This is a genomic window from Sinorhizobium mexicanum, assembly GCF_013488225.1.
In the GTDB taxonomy this organism is placed as follows: Bacteria; Pseudomonadota; Alphaproteobacteria; order Rhizobiales; family Rhizobiaceae; genus Sinorhizobium; species Sinorhizobium mexicanum.
This window is the reverse complement of the sequence record NZ_CP041239.1, coordinates 317926-332998: the sequence shown is the minus strand read 5'-3', so window position 1 is coordinate 332998 and position 15073 is coordinate 317926. Positions and strand designations below refer to the sequence as shown.

The window sequence follows — 15073 nt, the reverse complement described above, 5'->3', positions numbered from 1 at the left end:
AGCCCGTCGGTCATCGGAAGCGAGCAGATCCGATCGCGGCCGCCGGTGGTCTAGACCCAAGAGATGTAGCATCCCTGGACAAGTTGCCAAGTCGAGCGCATGAACTGCACGGTCAAGGAAGCGGCCGTCCAACGCTGTCATTACGATCGCGACGATCAGCTTGAAGCGCACCATGCCGACTTCCGTGACGCCACGCTCGGCGGCTGAAGTCACTGAAGGGGCCAACCCCTTAAGAGATCATCTGCAAATGCTGGACTTCGCGCCATGCCTCTCTCCTCAAACCATCAGTATGTAGCGAAACGGTCTCGCATAACCCTTTCTTCCTGACGGATGCGGATCCCAAGCGGAATCGCATAGAGCGGCAGTCCTACAATCAGGGTGATCGGCGCGTGCAAAGCTAGAGCATAGCCGATCAATTCGGGCACTATGTTCAGGTAGTAGTTGGGGTGACGGGTGTAGCGGAAAAGGGGGTGCTTGACCAACACATGGTCGCCGGCGATGAACAGTTTCACTGTCCAGAGCGGTCCGAGCAGTCGCACGACAAAGAGTAGCATCCCGGCGCCGAACAAATAGATTCCTAACCCAACCAGATTCAGAGCGCCAAAGGACGAGAAACTAAAGATCCCCTCGGTGGACGCTGCGACGTAGAAGGCAATGTGCGCGAGGGCGAGAGCGCGTGAGTTTCCCACACCAAACTCTGCGGCCCCTTTTGCGCGCAGTCGCCTTTCATGACGAATTGAAATCATCAACATGAAGAGACGAAATGAAATTGCCGCGATGATGAATATATATAGTCCGATCATTCTATTTCCCATAGCGTGTAAGTAACCATTACCTTAGATGGACCTCGCGTCTACCGGGCGCGCTGCAAACTATCGCCGTTATTTCAGTTTCGAGTTTTGCCGGCGACGTCTCACTTGGAGCATGATCCTCATGAAATCGCGCCGCGAGCGGAGTGGTTAATAGGGATGACTGAAATGGTCAACGAACGCTACCGGTTCACCAAAGGTACTCGGTTGTCGCAGCGCGGGACGACGTTTTCCAATGGCAGGCATTTATGGGTTTCATAGCGCCTGGGAATTGATCTGGACCCTTCAAACTGGACCAGTTTGGTTAGAGTTTTCCGGCGCAATTTCCTGGCTGGGAAAGGAACGGACGACGATGAAGGCAGGCGAGGCCAGCCTCTGATCATATGCGTCAAGCCGCACCATTATCCTCGCGATTGACTGATTTGCGCGGCAAGGCGACGATGGTGACGGGAGCGCGCCCGCCCGACCTGATCACAGCGGAAAAAGCTGGATCTTGCCTGGTCGATCGCGCTCCGCCGGTAGACGCCTAGAATCCCGCAAGACCTTGGGGGCTATTGTAGGGAATCGGGTTTCGACCAATCTCGGTCAGTCGACCGCTCGTCTTGTCGAGGCGGTAGCTGACGAGGACCGAAGCATTTCCAAAGATCTGGTAAAAGTACTGGTCGTCGGGAGTCAGCCAGCTGTCGCTGGGTCCGCTGCTAACGAGCCCGTTCACGGCGCGGAAGGTACCGTCGCCCGGTATCGCCTTGTTGGCCGGGTCCTGGAGAAGGCTCAATCGGCCTTCTACGAGCCGGTAGGTCGAGACCGTTCCGTAGCCGAAATTGGTCGCGAGCACGAGCGAGTTGTCAGAGGTCACCTGTAGCCAGCAGAGCTCAGACGGCTTCGCGAGCGAGGTGTCGATCGGGGTCAACGGGCCATTGGTCACGTGACCCTCATCATCAATGTGGCTCACTAGTACGCCGTCGCCTACCGCGACACCGTTCAGGAAGGTATCACGACTCCGGTTGAGGAAAGCGATGTAGAATGGCCCCGCGCCGCCGGCATCGGCAAATGAAGCCTCCTCGAGCGTGCCGTCGTCGCGCACCGGGAATATCACGAGCCCGTCCGGGTCAGAGGCGTTCGCCACGACCAGATTTGGCGACCCGTCCGGTTTGGTGGCTGGACGAGCGTCGAAGAGGATGTCGACCAGCAGGAAGCGGCCATCGGGCGACAAAACCGCTTGTGTCGACACCCGATCGGTCTTCTTCGCGGTGTTCACCGAATGACGCTCCGGGCGCAGCTTCAACTTTCCGTCCTTAGCGACTGTGTAGGAGCGGAGGTGGTTGGGGCCAAAGGCATGGAGTACATATAGTGTTCGGCTTTGCGGGCGATAGACGAGTGACTTGGCCGTTCCGGAACGCCCGGTTACGGGCTCGCCAGTCGATTGCCGATCGATCATAGTCAGATTGCCGTCCGGACTCACTCGGAAGCTCGTCACGCTGTTGTCGCCGCCGTTCGTCGTGAACAGCAGGGTGTTGGATTCGGCTAGGATCACACTACCAGCGCCCTCGAATGCGTTGGGCGCGCTCTCCTGACCGCTAATCGGCTTGAAGACGCCCGAGCCAGCGCCCCCAGTAGGGATACTCTCGCGTAGCTCGAGTTCCCCATCCTCATTGCGACCGAAGTGCATGATGCGGTTCTGGGTCTCATTGGTCTGCATGTAGACATGACCTACGAGGTCCGAAGCTAGTGCGTCTACTCGGAGAGTCCCGAAGAGAAGCAGCACGAGCGCGATAGAGATGAGATTCAACGATCGTGGACGACCCATGTCATTCTCCTATGTTGGTGCCGCTTGCGGGCACGGCCTATTGCTTCAAGTGGAATTTCCCCGGACGTAGATCCAATCCGAGGCATCGTGTCGGGAGGCGGCATAACGGGCGGGCGGTCTTCTAGTCAGTCGACGTCCTCTTCAAAGGAGCGCCCACATCGAACCAGGACGAACCCAGCCGTCACCCCATACTTGGTCGCCCGGGATAGCGGCCTTTGCTTTCTTTCACCATGGCGAACCAGCCCCTCCGTATGATTGGCCATGCCCGTCGTCACCTCCCCGGTCGCCGCCTCGAACATCCCCTTCGCCAGCACAGCGCCGTCTGGAAACTTGCTGGTCTTCCAGAAGGCATGCACCGGTCCTCGCGATGAGTAGGCGACATAGAGCTCGTTTGCGCCCTAGTCCCCGTCGATCAACTGGCACACAAGTGCCCAGGTACCGATAGGTCCGGAGACAGTTGCGATACATGCGCATTCTCGTCTGCGTCAGCTACGAACTAGACCTCTCGGGCTGCGCGACGCCGACCCAGGTGACGAAGGCGACGACTGCAGTCCCGGCAAGGATTCTGGAGCGGACCATCTTCACGGCCGCGCCTTTTCGGAGAGTGGGACTGCCCGAGTCCGACGCCATCAGTCGTCCAGCAGCGGGTAGAATTGGGTCCAGACGTCGTCCTTCTTGGCGCTCGCGATGTGGCAGAAGGCGCACTCGGATTTGGGCTGCAGCTTGGCCGTCGCTGCCTTCGGCTCGTGGTGGTTGAAGTTGTAGTAACCCCAGCCGCCGGTGTCGGCATAGCGCTTGGTGTCCTTGACCGTGACGTCGGCGCCGTTCAGCTTTCCGGGGAAGAAGCCTCGCCCGGAGGGCTCGGTGCGCGATCCATCCGGGTTCTCGGCCGGAAGCGTCAGCTGCAGTTCCTTGAAGAAGATCGTTCCTTCCGGGAACTCACCGGTCTTCTTGTAGATCTCGTATGAGCCTGGCTCGATGTAGACGTTGTGAAATTCAGGAAAATTGGCCTTGCCGCCGTTGAGCGCATTGGGAGTGAGCGGCGAGCCGACGAACACCCACTTGTTGTAATCCTTCGGCAGGATCAGATCGCCCGATTCGGTGTACTCGGGCAGATAGCGCTTCGTCGTCGTCGCGCTGCCGTCATTGGACTCGGACTGGGCGAATGCGGCCGTTACAGCAACCGCGCTGGAAACCGCTCCGGCGATCAGTAGGGCAATACGCATACCTTTTTTCTCCACAAACATTGAAATGTTATCCGTCCCGGGTTGCTCTCGGCGTTACTTGACGAGATCTGCAACACAGGCACTCAGTTGTCGCAGCACGGGGCGACGTTTTCCAATGGCCGGCATTTATAGGTTTCATAGCGCCGGGGAATACTGCTGCGACGGTCCTCACTGCCCCGTCGAGATACCGAAGATCACGCCGCTCGCCGCGATCACCAATTCCCGCTCCTGAGCATCGGCGATGCTCAAGCGATTCGCGAAGCTACGGAACGTATGCGGCGTGGGCATTGGGCAAATCGGCCGGGCTCGCGCATAGTCCGCCGCGCACCCCGATGAGACACGGAACGCGGACCGCAAACACGGCAAATGAGCCTCGAGCTATCGAAACCATGCTCGCCAGTTATTGGAAAGTTATGCGTCATCTCTTCAACATTGGCTCGGCTCTCTGAACCGCTCCGAGGCTGCCGCTTGCGCGACAAGCCACGGGGACTGCAGCGGGGAAGCCAGCTAAGAACGAGGCGTCACAGGGAAGCGGATGGCCGAAAACATGATCAGACAGCTAACCTCGGGCGAGCGGCGATCCGCAGCAACCATTCTTATCGCCATGGCGATCGTTGGTCTGGCAATGGCGGCTGCCGGGAGGGACGACACGCTTGGCATTCACGGTGCCATCGTCTTCCTCTACAGCCTCGTCCTGCTCTTTCTCGTCCTCTCCGTCATCTTCGAGCCCGAGCCGGAGCCGTCGCGGCTGTCGCAATACTACGACGATCCGAGCAAGGTCGGCATCGTGCTGACGATGATTTGGGCGATCTTCGGCATGGGCGTCGGCGCCTGGGTCGCGGCGCAACTCGCCTGGCCGGAGCTCGCCTTCGACGCGGCCTGGTCGAGTTTCGGGAGGCTCAGGCCCGCGCACACGAACGGTGTGCTCTTCGGTTTCGGCGGCAATGCATTGATCGCCACCTCGTTCCACGTCCTGCAGCGCACCTCGCGGGCCCGTCTCGCCGACCAGCTCAGTCCCTGGTTCGTCGTCTTCGGCTACAACCTCTTCTGCATCCTCGCCGTCAGCGGCTATTTCTTGGGTATCACGCAGTCCAAGGAATATGCCGAAGCCGAATGGTACGCCGATATCTGGCTGGTCGTCGTCTGGGTGACCTATTTCGTGCTCTTCATTCGCACGCTGGCGCGCCGCAAGGAGCCGCATATCTACGTTGCCAACTGGTACTACATGGCCTTCATTGTAGTTATCGCCGTCCTGCATATCGTCAACAACATCGCCGTTCCCGTTTCCCTGACGGGTGCCAAATCCTATTCGGTCTATTCCGGCGTTCAGGATGCGATGGTGCAGTGGTGGTACGGGCACAATGCGGTCGCGTTCTTCCTGACCGCCGGTTTTCTCGGCATGCTTTACTACTACCTGCCCAAGCGGGCCGAGCGGCCGATCTTCTCCTATCGGCTGTCGATCATCAGCTTCTGGGGCATCACCTTCTTCTACATGTGGGCGGGATCGCATCACCTGCATTACACCGCCCTGCCCCATTGGGTGCAGACGCTCGGAATGACCTTCTCCGTCATGCTGCTCGTTCCATCATGGGCCTCGGCCGGCAATGCGCTCGCCACCCTCAACGGCGCCTGGCACAAGGTCAGGGATGATGCGACGCTCCGCTTCATGATGGTGGCTGCGGTATTCTACGGCCTCACCACCTTCGAGGGCTCGTTCCTGGCGATCCGGCCGGTGAACGGCCTCTCCCACTATACCGACTGGACCGTCGGCCATGTGCATGCCGGCGCCCTCGGCTGGGTCGCCTTCATCACCTTCGGCTCGCTCTACAGCGTCATTCCCTGGCTCTGGAAGAAGAAGTCGATGTATTCCGCCCGTCTGGTGGAGGTGCATTTCTGGCTCGCGCTCATGGGCACCATCATCTACGTCTTCGCCATGTGGAACTCGGGTATCCTCCAGGGCCTGATGTGGCGCACCTACAATGACAGCGGCACGCTGGCCTTTACCTTCCTCGAAACCGTCGTCGCGATGCATCGCTACTACATCGCCCGCGCCTTCGGCGGTCTCCTGTTTCTCGCTGGCGCTATCGTCGGCACCTACAACCTTTACATGACCATACGCTACACGCCCGAGGACGTGACCGGGAAAGCAGCCGGCGATCTCCCCGTTCCCGGCCGTGGCGAAGCCGTTGTGGCGGGAGAGTGAGATGGCCGAGGTTCACGGAAAGCTCGAGCGAAACGCCATCGGCTTCGTGCTCGCCATCATTGTGGTGTCGAGCATCGGCGGCCTTGTCGAGATCGCCCCGCTCTACACGATCGACGAAACGGTCGAGAGTGATCCCAACATGCGGGTCTATACCCCGCTCGAGCTTGCCGGACGCAACATCTACATTCGTGAAGGGTGTTACGCCTGCCATTCCCAGATGATCCGCACCTTGCGCGACGAGGTGGAGCGTTACGGCCCTTATTCGCTCGCCGTCGAGTCGAAATACGATCACCCGATGCTCTGGGGCTCGAAGCGGACGGGTCCGGATCTTGCCCGCGTCGGCGGCAAATATTCCGATTTCTGGCATGTCGCCCACCTGATCAATCCGCGCGACGTGGTCGCAGGCTCCGTCATGCCCGCCTATCCGTGGCTCGCGCGCAACCCGCTCAAGATATCCGATCTCGCCGACCATCTCGCCGCGCTCCGCAAGGTTGGCGTGCCCTATACCGACGACATGATCGCCAACGCTGCCGCCGATGCGTTCGGCCAGGCATCGCCGGACGCCTCGCAAGCGTCGGGCGTCACCGAACGCTATGGCAATGACACCACGGTCTCGGCGTTCGACGGGGTTACAGATCGGGTCACCGAGATGGATGCCGTTGTCGCTTATCTGCAGGTTCTCGGCAAATTGACGAAGGCGACCGCAGCCGAAGACGCCTCCGGACAAGGTGGCAACTCCAGGCAAGGTGACTAGGGATGGAGGGCTAGCGATGGAAGTCGACCACAATACGCTGGTGGCATTCGCCAAGAGCTGGGGGCTGTTCTACCTGATTACTTTCGGCATCGTCGTGCTCGTCTACGTGTTCTGGCCGAAGAACCGGAAGAAATTCGACGACGCCGAGAAGAGCATCCTGGATGACAAGGACGACAAGCCATGGCAGCAGTAGAACGGGATCCGGTGACCGGCCGGCAGACCACGGGCCATGACTGGAACGGCATCGCGGAACTCGACACGCCGATCCCCAAGGTGGTGATCTTCTTTCTCGTCGTGACATTCCTGTTCTCGTTGGTCTGGTGGATCCTGATGCCGGCATGGCCGCTCATCACGACCTATACCAGGGGCGCTCTCGGGATCGACCAGAGGACCGAGGTGGAGGAAAGCATCGAGGCGGCGAACGCGGCACGGTCGATCTGGCTCAGCGATCTCGCGGCCAAGGACTGGAGCCAGATCCAGGCGGACGGAACTCTGATGGCGAAGGTCAAGGAGACCGGTCATCGCCTGTTCGGCGACAATTGCGCGGTCTGCCACGGCGCAAGCGGAAAGGGCGGACCCGGCTTTCCGGATCTGACGGACGGCGACTGGATCTGGGGCGGCGATCCCGATGCGATCGCGCAGACACTTCGCGTCGGGGTCAATTCGACGGCCGAGGACACCCGCACGTCACAAATGCCCGCCTTCGGCCGCGACGGCATTCTCGACAGGACGCAAATCTCGGATGTGGCGTTCTATGTGCGTTCGCTCAGCGACCCGTCTCTCGCAACGCCCGAGACCGCTGACCGGATCGCAAACGGCAAGGAGGTGTTTGCGGCCAACTGCGTTAGCTGTCACGGCGAGGATGCAAGAGGCAATGTGGACCTCGGAGCCCCGAACCTGACGGACAGCCACTGGCTCTATGGCGGCAGCGCCAACCAGATCGTCACCACCATATTCGGCGGGCGGATGGGGCACATGCCGAACTGGGGGGCACGTCTGGCACCGGAAGAGATAAAGATGCTCGCACTTTACGTCGCGACCATGGGAGGTGAGACCCAGTTTACGGGAGAGCAGAGCCAGTGAGTGAGGCGGCCCTTGATCGACAATCCCGGCAAGCGGGCGAAGGTAGCAGCAAGCCACGCCACCCCTGGTGGGTACTGCCGCTGCTCTTCACGGTGCTGGCGATCTTCGCTGGCGCAAACCTCCATTTCATCTATGTCGCGGTCCGTTCCGACCCGGGCTGCGCCGAGCATCTGAAGGAACGCTCAAGCGTTGAAGGCATGTACCGGGCGGCAGGATCCGCCTGCTGAACTCCTTGGATCGGCAACGATTTGAGGAAGGAATTGTGCAGTAATTCAAGAGGTTGCGGTGATCTTCGCGCGAAACGATGCGCGGCGCCGCAGGAGGAAGCGGGATGGGACCGAACGACATTGTCGAACCCTATGAATCGCCGCGGGCGCGCCATCTGCCCCCCGCCACCGTGTTCCAGTGGTTGCGCAAGGGATGGCAGACGCTGATCGTCGACCCGGTGCCGAGCCTGATTTACGGCGTCGGCGTCTTTCTCGTCTCGGTCGTCGTCGTCTGGACGGTGTTCACCTTCGGCTACGACTACATTCTGTTTCCGGCGCTCGCCGGCTTCATGGTGGTCGCGCCGTTTCTCGCGATTGGGCTTTATGAAAAGGCGCGGCTCACCGACGCTGGCGAAAGGGCGACGCTCGCCAAGATGCTCTTCGTGCGCCCCGCCTCCGGAGCCCAGGTGCTTTTCATCGGCGTGCTCTTGATGCTGTTGATGGCGACCTGGATGCGCGCCGCGGTCATCGTCTATGAGATTTTCTTCGGCGTGCGGCCGTTTCCGGGCCTTGACCATATCGCGCCGATTCTCTTCGGAACGCCGACCGGATGGGCGATGCTCGTCACCGGCTGCGTGATCGGCGGTCTCTTCGCCGCCTTCTCCTTCGCGATCGCGGTCATCTCGATTCCCATGCTGCTCGATCAACGGCTCGACGCCTTCACGGCGATGGGAACCAGCATTGCGACCGCCTGGAACAACATGCCCGTGATGATCGCCTGGGGCTTCGTCGCGCTCTGCGCCTTCCTCATCTCGATCCTGACGGCAGGAGCGGCGATGATCGTGCTCTTTCCCATCATCGGGCATGCGACCTGGTACGTTTACCAGGACATGAAATGAGCGCGAGTTAGACTTGCCAGGCCATTACCCTTCGTTGCGCAGCGTCTCTTTCTGCGTGATCAGCCGGGCGCTGTGCTGGCCGCTCAGGTAGATCCACAGCCAGTTCCAGGCGACGGCGAAGCGGCTGCGCGTGCCGATCGGAAAGTAGATATGGGCAATGCCCCAGATCCACCAGGCAAGCGCGCCCTTGAGCTTGATTGCTCTTTCGCTGAGGAGCCGGTGAACGTTGGCGGTCTCGGAAGTGGTCCATCTCCCTACGATTTTGTTTCTGCGGGGCTTGCTGCCCGCACTACGATGACCGTGCGGTTATACGCACAATGCAGGTCTCGCGCTTGAGCGAGCGCGAACGACGGTTGTGCATACGAAACGCTCCGACGTGATGCCCGCCGATCTCTTCACACGAACGATCCCGCTCGAAGGCCCACTCAATGGCGAGCAACGCCAGGAGATTCTTGCGATTGCCGATCGCTGTCCCGTCGATCTGACCCTAGTGCGCGGATCGGATATTCAGACGGGCCTTATTGGGGCCACGACAACAGCAGTTCAAAATCCTGCGTTAAGACCGAACGGACGATGAACATCATGCGGCCCGGAGAAATCTAGTTGGGAGCACATAAATCTCACCGGCATCTATTCCTGGGACACCCTGCACGATCAGCCATGCCTCGAAACGCCGCCCCTTGAAATCATCTTTCGACTGGCGCTTCAGCTTCTCGGGAATGGCATTCAGAATCATCGGTACGCTCCGCAACATTGGGAGCGGGAATTTCTCCGGCGTTCGTCACATGCCGTTGACCAAGAAAATTGCGACACGCCCGCCGAAAGCCACTTATCTCAACCATTCAATTTTTCCGAGCCACCTCTCGCCAGAATTGGATATGATCGAAGATCATGCTGATCCTACGAGTAATGGCGTGACGCTCGGATCGGGAATGACCACGATGGAGCTACCGTCGGTCACTGTGTCGTGAAGATGGATCACATCCTGATTGAGAAGGCGAATGCAGCCTGAAGATACGGCCTTCCCGATCGAGTTCGCCTGAGGGGTCCCATGCAGACGGTAGAGGGTATCAACACCGTTTTCGTGAATGTAGAGAGCCCGCGCACCAAGCGGATTTCGTAAGCCCGGGTCCATTCCGCCATTGGCGACGCTATAGGGCCTAAGCTCGGGTTGCCGCGCGACCATGGAATCCGGGGGAGTCCAGCGGGGCCATTTGCGTTTGTAGGCAACAACAGCCCGACCGGCCCAGGCAAATCCTTCCCGCCCCACACCGATGCCATATCGAGTCGCTCGTCCTCCCGAATGCACGTGGTAGAGATATTTATTAGGAGTGTCGACTATGAGAGTTCCGGTCTTCTCATTCGTCTCGTAATCGATGTCCTGACGCCAAAAGCGCGGATCGATCTGACTGATGTCCACGGCTGGAACCGGAAACTGTTCGGTCGGCAAAGCGGCGTACATCAACGGTGCCACGGGAGTTGGCTCGGCTAAAATCGCGGTTTGCTCTGGTGATTGAGCGGTCGTCGCACATCCTGCCAGTGCCGCCGCGGTAGACCCGAGAACGATCGCACGCCTCGTGAATTTGCGGGTTTGATGCTCAGTGATAGGATCATCTTTGTGTTGGTGAAATATCGGCATTACATTGTCCCCTCATGTTGGCGGAAGCGGTTGTCGGCAAACACGCACCGCGAGGGCCCAGCCCCCAATCAGGAGTAGAATACCGAGAAGAAAATGGATTTCGCGAAAGGCGACCTCGCCGAGCTTGAATTGCAGCGCATCGACCAAGAACTGGATAAAAAATGCGAGGCTCAACCACTTCGGGGTAATGCCTTGCCGTTCGGTGAGAGTCGCTACAATGCTGCACAGGAATGCTAGGGTGGCAGCGGTTCGCGCTCCAGCACCGTGGATCGGAAAAGCGGAATGAAAGCCGTTCAGAAATAGTGTTGCCAGGAGCGGCTGAAGGCAAAGTGCAACCGCGTTTGCAGTTGCCAGTATTACCAGGGCGGTTCTCCAGCCCGGCGGAATGTTGTCCCGGGACATCAGATGTTCCTTAGCTTATTTTGGGGGCTTGGGGTTGATCGATAGGAGGCCGCCCCGGCGCGAGGCGGCCTCGGCGGACCAACTATCCGCGATGCTTCGGTGGGAGGGGAATACCGAAACCAGCAACGCGCCGTAGTGCGTAGTCCGTTACGTCGAGGGGTAACGACTTCGCTGCTGACGTGAGAAAGCTACCATCGACCGCCGCCACTTTGAATTATACTCCAATTTGACGGAGGGATACTTTCGTCGGGGTTCACGACTGCGCCTATACCCGAGCGCCGGTTGCGGGTGGCGGAAATAGCGGTATGGCTCATGGCGTGGCTTCCTTATCAAGTGACTAGACGGCCTCAATTTACGCCTAAAGATACTAATTTCGAGGCGTGATATTCTCAATAAAATGCCCAAAAGGATCAAAACAACGCGCGCCCCGGGAATGGAGCCGTACCCCCCTGAACATGATCGCGTTCCAGCTTCGACAAAACGCTTGGCGAGGGCCCACCCCACGCCTGGGCCAACACCGACAATTAGGGCAGCGTCTTGAGACATTCCAATCCTCTCAGAATTTCTGCTGCAGCGCGGTTATCGCACACCGCGCGGCGGCGTTCATGCTCACTGTCGGGCGGTGACCGCTAAGTCGACGGACGTTCAGAGCGGGCCGTCATACTCGCCACGCGCCGGATAATCTTTGGCGATGGCGAAGTCGATCGCCTGAAGCAATTCCGAGAACAGCGGACGTGCGAACGGCATTGTTTGAACCGCGCCGTAATACAAAGTACCGTCCGGCCGGACGAGGAACACGCCTGGCTCCGAAAACAGCGGCGGCTCTTCGATGTTAATCGATGTCTTTCCACGCGACGACGAAATATAGAGTCCCCATTGGCGGGCAACCGTGAGCGGCAGCGAATATCCGAATCGCAGGTTGGCGCCGACCTTGCTCGCCATTTCCTGAGCGCGCTCGCGAACGTCAGAGCTGACGGCGATGACCTTCGTGCCGCGACGCTCATATTCAGGGATCAGCGATTCTAGGTCGCGCAGATACTTGAGGCAGACCGGGCAATGGAGACCGCGATAAAAGGATATCAACGTAAATAGCTTCGGTGGGTCGGCAGCAAGATCAAAATCGCCATGAGCAAGGGTCGGCACGCGCAGTTCGGGAACTGGTCGACGAGGCAGCAGCATTCTCTTCTCCGTAAGTTATTGCCTAAGTATGTCCGGAATTCTAGCGCAAGGCGGGTGACATGCAGTGTGCACGACACCAGTCGTTGATTTCGACTGCGGTCGACACCTGGTCACGACCTGCGATGTGTGCAAACGGCCGTGACCCATCCACTCCCAACCTGAGCCCCTCTGGGGTGAGACTACGCCGGTGACTTTTCACTGGGAAATGTCCGACCGTTATGGTTTCTATTCCCGCGCGTTGATCGCGCGTTACGGTGTCGATGGCTTCGGTGCCCTCTTGGAGCGCAGGGGCGAAACGACCCTGCGCAAGCAAGAGAACTAGGCGCTCAGAAACCCGGCGACGGCAACCCGGAATCCCATGGGCGCACAATGGTCGAACACGTAGATCGCGAAGCGGTCGAGCCCGATCACCTCGGTGAAGCGGGTGATCACCTTGGCGAGATCATCGAAACTGTAAGTGAATTCTTCGCGGCCTGGTAACGCGGAGCGGCCGAACCCCGGCGAGTCAGGCGCCACCAAATGGAAACGGTCGGCCAGCAAAGACATCAGGTCCCGGAACATGTGACTCGATGTAGGGAACCCGTCCAACAGCCGTAACGTCGGTTTCATTCGATCGCCGGGCTTCGCGATAGAAAATCTCTAAACCGACGACATCCGCGGTGCGGTATAAGATATTGGTCATGTTGTTGCTCCTCAATTTCGCCACCACGACCGAAAGGGGTGATGGGTGATGGGCGCGTCAGTCGTTTACGTCGGCTGAAATGGACGCCGCCTGTTCGTGGTCAATCTCGGCTGGGTTCAGCCGCGCACGAAAGTCGGCGTTCCCGAATTCGAGGCGCGCGACCCGTTCCTGGAGCGGCCGGATCGCTTCAGCTATGTCGTGCTCCGTGAAACGCGGCGTAATGTGCTGGGGCCAATTCCAATCGAACGTCTTTCAGCCGAAGACGGAAGATGCGTTCGATTTTCGCCTTATAGCTGCGGTCCTCGACCAATTCCGCCAGGGCCGGCTCGGCATCAAACGCGACCGCTTCGACATGGACGTAGATCTTCGACCCCGCACAGTACGGATGGTCCATCAGAAACAGGCATGCGCGGCCGTCAGCCGCCAGATTCCCTACACTTATGTACCGGCGATCGCGGCGGTATTCGGCAAACGTGAGGGTGCGGTCATCGACCACCTTTAGCAAGCCGCGCGATCCACCTCGATGCTGCAGGTGTGGTCATCCGGTTTCCGAGATAGTTGCCATGTCGAAGCTGTCAAGCGCGCCGATGAACGTACTTTCGCTCTCGGTGAAGCGGTCTCATGCCGGGACCGCAATTGAAAGGCCAATCAATCCACCGTGTTCCTGAGCGCCAGGGCCGCCCCCGCCGGGCCGATGACCGCGAAGAAGAGTGTCAGAGCGATCAATAGCAGGAAAGGCGGCAGAAACGGAGCCGGTTCCTGTACCGCCGCATAGCTCGCGCTCACACCGAAGATGAGGACCGGGATCGTCAGCGGCAGCACTAGGATCGAAACCAGAAGCCCGCCGCGCGGAAGGGCCACCGCGACAGCCGCGCCGACCGCGCCGATGAAGGTGATCGCCGACGAGCCGGCGAGCAGCGTCAGCGTGGTTGCGCCGATCGCAGTCTCGTTCATGTTCATGAAGAGGCCAAGAAGCGGCGAGGCGATCACCAGCGGCAGGCTCGTCGCGGTCCAGTGCGCGACACATTTGACGATAACGGTGAGCACAAGTGGTGTCTCCTGCATTAGCAGGAGATCGAGCGACCCGTCGTCCCGTTCCGCTTGAAACAGCCTGTCGAGCCCGAGCAGAGCGGCAAGCAGAGCGCCGATCCAGACGATGGCGGGTCCGATACGGGAAAGCAGATTGAGATCCGGCCCTACGCCGAAGGGAACAACCGCAACGACGGTGAGAAAGAACAATATGCCGATCAGTGCCCCGCCCCCTGCCCGCACAGAAAGTTTAAGGTCGCGAAGAAACAGAGCCATCATCCTCCCCAAACCCCCGCTTCTCCACCAGCGAAGCCCTTCATTCGCAATTCCTGCACATTGTTGAGCCCGAGCGGTTGATGCGTCGCGGCAAGCACGATGCCGCCCTCTCTTTGATGTTCGCGGATCAGCGCAGCAAACAGTCTGTCAGCGTCGGTATCCAGTGCCGCCGTCGGCTCATCCAGTATCCAGATCGGCCGATGTGCGACGAGCAGCTTGGCGAAGGCGAAGCGACGCTGCTGGCCTGCGGAAAGATAACCGAAGGGAAGATGGATAATGCCGCCAAGGCCAACCGCTTCCGCGGCATCGTCGATCGAGGCCGTCGGCGTCTGCGAACCGTCGTCCAGAAACGAGCGCCAGAAATCGAGATTCTCGCCGACCGTAAGCTCATTTTTCATTGCGTTTCGGTGGCCGAGATAGTGGCTGACTTCGCTCGGCCGACGGTCGGTCCGGCCTCCCGAATCAGTGAATGTGACCGAGCCTTTTTCGGGTCGCAGAAAGCCCGCCACGACACGCGACAAAGTCGATTTCCCCGAGCCGTTACGGCCGGTCAGAACCAAGGCCTCGCCTCCCGTCAAGCAGAAGGAAATATTAACGAAAATCAGATTGTTACCACGTCGGGCAGCGAGATTTTCAGCGGCGAGGTGCATCAAATTATTCTTTCTCTTCTGCGGTCTCGCGGTGCGTCAAAAAGTCTTTTTCTGACCCTGTGCGTTCAAATCTTCACGAAATTATCTACAAGATCCGCAACCACGCCTGCGGTCGGCGTGAATCTCATCTTTGCGCCGAACATGGAGCTTCACTACTCAGGCTACCCTGCTCTTCGTATGCGGTTGCCGTTTGCGCCCGCCGGGATTGTCTCGACAGTCGTGGCCGGTC

16 protein-coding genes and 4 pseudogenes are annotated in these 15073 nt (G+C 59.4%); 7 read left to right on the top strand and 13 right to left on the bottom strand.

Features of this window, described 5'->3' with window-relative positions:
• Nucleotides 1-69: 69 nt before the first annotated feature.
• Nucleotides 70-230: pseudogene (locus FKV68_RS33265) on the top strand (IS481 family transposase); the annotation flags it as partial.
• A gap of 54 nt (nt 231-284) precedes the next feature.
• Here FKV68_RS33265 and FKV68_RS21675 read toward each other — a convergent pair.
• The 4 genes from FKV68_RS21675 to FKV68_RS21660 form a co-directional block, all read right to left on the bottom strand.
• Nucleotides 285-803 carry an isoprenylcysteine carboxyl methyltransferase family protein gene (locus tag FKV68_RS21675; protein WP_180941686.1) on the bottom strand — a complete coding sequence of 173 codons (519 nt, stop codon included), beginning with the start codon at nt 801-803 and terminating at the stop codon, nt 285-287.
• Nucleotides 804-1335: 532 nt separating this feature from the next.
• Nucleotides 1336-2616 (bottom strand): lactonase family protein, encoded by a 1281-nt coding sequence (locus FKV68_RS21670; protein ID WP_245182052.1) that lies wholly within the window; start codon nt 2614-2616, stop codon nt 1336-1338.
• Nucleotides 2617-2741: 125 nt separating this feature from the next.
• Nucleotides 2742-2972, bottom strand: a complete 231-nt coding sequence (locus tag FKV68_RS21665; protein ID WP_180941685.1) for a hypothetical protein — start codon at nt 2970-2972, stop codon at nt 2742-2744.
• A 273-nt stretch (nt 2973-3245) separates the two neighbouring features.
• Nucleotides 3246-3842 (bottom strand): cytochrome P460 family protein, encoded by a 597-nt coding sequence (locus FKV68_RS21660; protein ID WP_180941643.1) that lies wholly within the window; start codon nt 3840-3842, stop codon nt 3246-3248.
• Between the two features lie 550 nt (nt 3843-4392).
• Between FKV68_RS21660 and ccoN the strand changes: the two genes are divergently transcribed.
• The 6 genes from ccoN (at nt 4393) to FKV68_RS21630 (ending at nt 8987) form a co-directional block, all read left to right on the top strand.
• A complete protein-coding gene (gene ccoN / locus FKV68_RS21655) occupies nt 4393-6045 on the top strand; it encodes a cytochrome-c oxidase, cbb3-type subunit I (RefSeq protein WP_180941954.1) in 1653 nt (550 codons plus the stop codon).
• A gap of 1 nt (nt 6046) precedes the next feature.
• Nucleotides 6047-6799, top strand: coding sequence for a cytochrome-c oxidase, cbb3-type subunit II (gene ccoO, locus FKV68_RS21650; RefSeq protein WP_180941684.1), 753 nt, complete (start codon nt 6047-6049; stop codon nt 6797-6799).
• A gap of 16 nt (nt 6800-6815) precedes the next feature.
• Nucleotides 6816-6992, top strand: a complete 177-nt coding sequence (locus FKV68_RS21645) for a cbb3-type cytochrome c oxidase subunit 3 (RefSeq protein ID WP_180941683.1) — start codon at nt 6816-6818, stop codon at nt 6990-6992.
• Nucleotides 6980-7882 (top strand): cytochrome-c oxidase, cbb3-type subunit III, encoded by a 903-nt coding sequence (ccoP, locus tag FKV68_RS21640; protein ID WP_180941682.1) that lies wholly within the window; start codon nt 6980-6982, stop codon nt 7880-7882. Before FKV68_RS21645 ends, ccoP begins: the two co-directional genes overlap by 13 nt.
• The gene (locus tag FKV68_RS21635) at nt 7879-8109 is read left to right on the top strand and encodes a hypothetical protein (RefSeq protein WP_180941965.1); all 231 of its coding nucleotides are present in this window, start codon (nt 7879-7881) and stop codon (nt 8107-8109) included. Before ccoP ends, FKV68_RS21635 begins: the two co-directional genes overlap by 4 nt.
• Nucleotides 8110-8213: 104 nt before the next feature.
• Complete coding sequence (locus tag FKV68_RS21630; protein WP_180941681.1) at nt 8214-8987, top strand: DUF2189 domain-containing protein; 774 nt, start codon at nt 8214-8216, stop codon at nt 8985-8987.
• Between the two features lie 24 nt (nt 8988-9011).
• On the opposite strand, the pseudogene FKV68_RS21625 reads toward FKV68_RS21630, so the two are convergent.
• The 9 genes and pseudogenes from FKV68_RS21625 to ccmA form a co-directional block, all read right to left on the bottom strand.
• Nucleotides 9012-9185 (bottom strand): annotated as a pseudogene (locus tag FKV68_RS21625) (NAD(P)/FAD-dependent oxidoreductase); the annotation flags it as partial.
• Nucleotides 9186-9627: 442 nt separating this feature from the next.
• A pseudogene (locus tag FKV68_RS21620) lies at nt 9628-9723 on the bottom strand (IS6 family transposase); the annotation flags it as partial.
• 153 nt (nt 9724-9876) lie between these two features.
• The gene (locus tag FKV68_RS21615) at nt 9877-10626 is read right to left on the bottom strand and encodes a L,D-transpeptidase (RefSeq protein ID WP_180941680.1); all 750 of its coding nucleotides are present in this window, start codon (nt 10624-10626) and stop codon (nt 9877-9879) included.
• A 12-nt stretch (nt 10627-10638) separates the two neighbouring features.
• Nucleotides 10639-11028, bottom strand: a complete 390-nt coding sequence (locus FKV68_RS21610) for a hypothetical protein (protein WP_180941679.1) — start codon at nt 11026-11028, stop codon at nt 10639-10641.
• Between the two features lie 645 nt (nt 11029-11673).
• Nucleotides 11674-12207 (bottom strand): peroxiredoxin-like family protein, encoded by a 534-nt coding sequence (locus tag FKV68_RS21605; protein ID WP_180941678.1) that lies wholly within the window; start codon nt 12205-12207, stop codon nt 11674-11676.
• A gap of 318 nt (nt 12208-12525) precedes the next feature.
• Nucleotides 12526-12816, bottom strand: coding sequence for an alpha/beta fold hydrolase (locus FKV68_RS33255; RefSeq protein ID WP_342454835.1), 291 nt, complete (start codon nt 12814-12816; stop codon nt 12526-12528).
• Nucleotides 12817-12946: 130 nt separating this feature from the next.
• Nucleotides 12947-13508: pseudogene (locus FKV68_RS21595) on the bottom strand (pyridoxamine 5'-phosphate oxidase family protein); the annotation flags it as partial.
• A gap of 29 nt (nt 13509-13537) precedes the next feature.
• Nucleotides 13538-14197 (bottom strand): heme exporter protein CcmB, encoded by a 660-nt coding sequence (ccmB, locus tag FKV68_RS21590; protein WP_180941677.1) that lies wholly within the window; start codon nt 14195-14197, stop codon nt 13538-13540.
• Nucleotides 14194-14844 carry a heme ABC exporter ATP-binding protein CcmA gene (gene ccmA, locus FKV68_RS21585; protein ID WP_180941676.1) on the bottom strand — a complete coding sequence of 217 codons (651 nt, stop codon included), beginning with the start codon at nt 14842-14844 and terminating at the stop codon, nt 14194-14196. Before ccmA ends, ccmB begins: the two co-directional genes overlap by 4 nt.
• Nucleotides 14845-15073 lie beyond the last annotated feature (229 nt).

What these genes read in the sequence shown, in the direction of transcription:
- FKV68_RS21675 (WP_180941686.1), bottom strand. Translation starts at nt 803, where the DNA reads ATGATCGGACTATATATATTCATCATCGCGGCAATTTCATTTCGTCTC.
- FKV68_RS21670 (WP_245182052.1), bottom strand. Translation starts at nt 2,616, where the DNA reads ATGGGTCGTCCACGATCGTTGAATCTCATCTCTATCGCGCTCGTGCTG.
- FKV68_RS21660 (WP_180941643.1), bottom strand. Translation starts at nt 3,842, where the DNA reads ATGCGTATTGCCCTACTGATCGCCGGAGCGGTTTCCAGCGCGGTTGCT.
- ccoO (WP_180941684.1), top strand. Translation starts at nt 6,047, where the DNA reads ATGGCCGAGGTTCACGGAAAGCTCGAGCGAAACGCCATCGGCTTCGTG.
- FKV68_RS21645 (WP_180941683.1), top strand. Translation starts at nt 6,816, where the DNA reads ATGGAAGTCGACCACAATACGCTGGTGGCATTCGCCAAGAGCTGGGGG.
- ccoP (WP_180941682.1), top strand. Translation starts at nt 6,980, where the DNA reads ATGGCAGCAGTAGAACGGGATCCGGTGACCGGCCGGCAGACCACGGGC.
- FKV68_RS21630 (WP_180941681.1), top strand. Translation starts at nt 8,214, where the DNA reads ATGGGACCGAACGACATTGTCGAACCCTATGAATCGCCGCGGGCGCGC.
- FKV68_RS21615 (WP_180941680.1), bottom strand. Translation starts at nt 10,626, where the DNA reads ATGCCGATATTTCACCAACACAAAGATGATCCTATCACTGAGCATCAA.
- FKV68_RS21610 (WP_180941679.1), bottom strand. Translation starts at nt 11,028, where the DNA reads ATGTCCCGGGACAACATTCCGCCGGGCTGGAGAACCGCCCTGGTAATA.
- FKV68_RS21605 (WP_180941678.1), bottom strand. Translation starts at nt 12,207, where the DNA reads ATGCTGCTGCCTCGTCGACCAGTTCCCGAACTGCGCGTGCCGACCCTT.
- FKV68_RS33255 (WP_342454835.1), bottom strand. Translation starts at nt 12,816, where the DNA reads ATGAAACCGACGTTACGGCTGTTGGACGGGTTCCCTACATCGAGTCAC.
- ccmB (WP_180941677.1), bottom strand. Translation starts at nt 14,197, where the DNA reads ATGATGGCTCTGTTTCTTCGCGACCTTAAACTTTCTGTGCGGGCAGGG.
- ccmA (WP_180941676.1), bottom strand. Translation starts at nt 14,844, where the DNA reads ATGCACCTCGCCGCTGAAAATCTCGCTGCCCGACGTGGTAACAATCTG.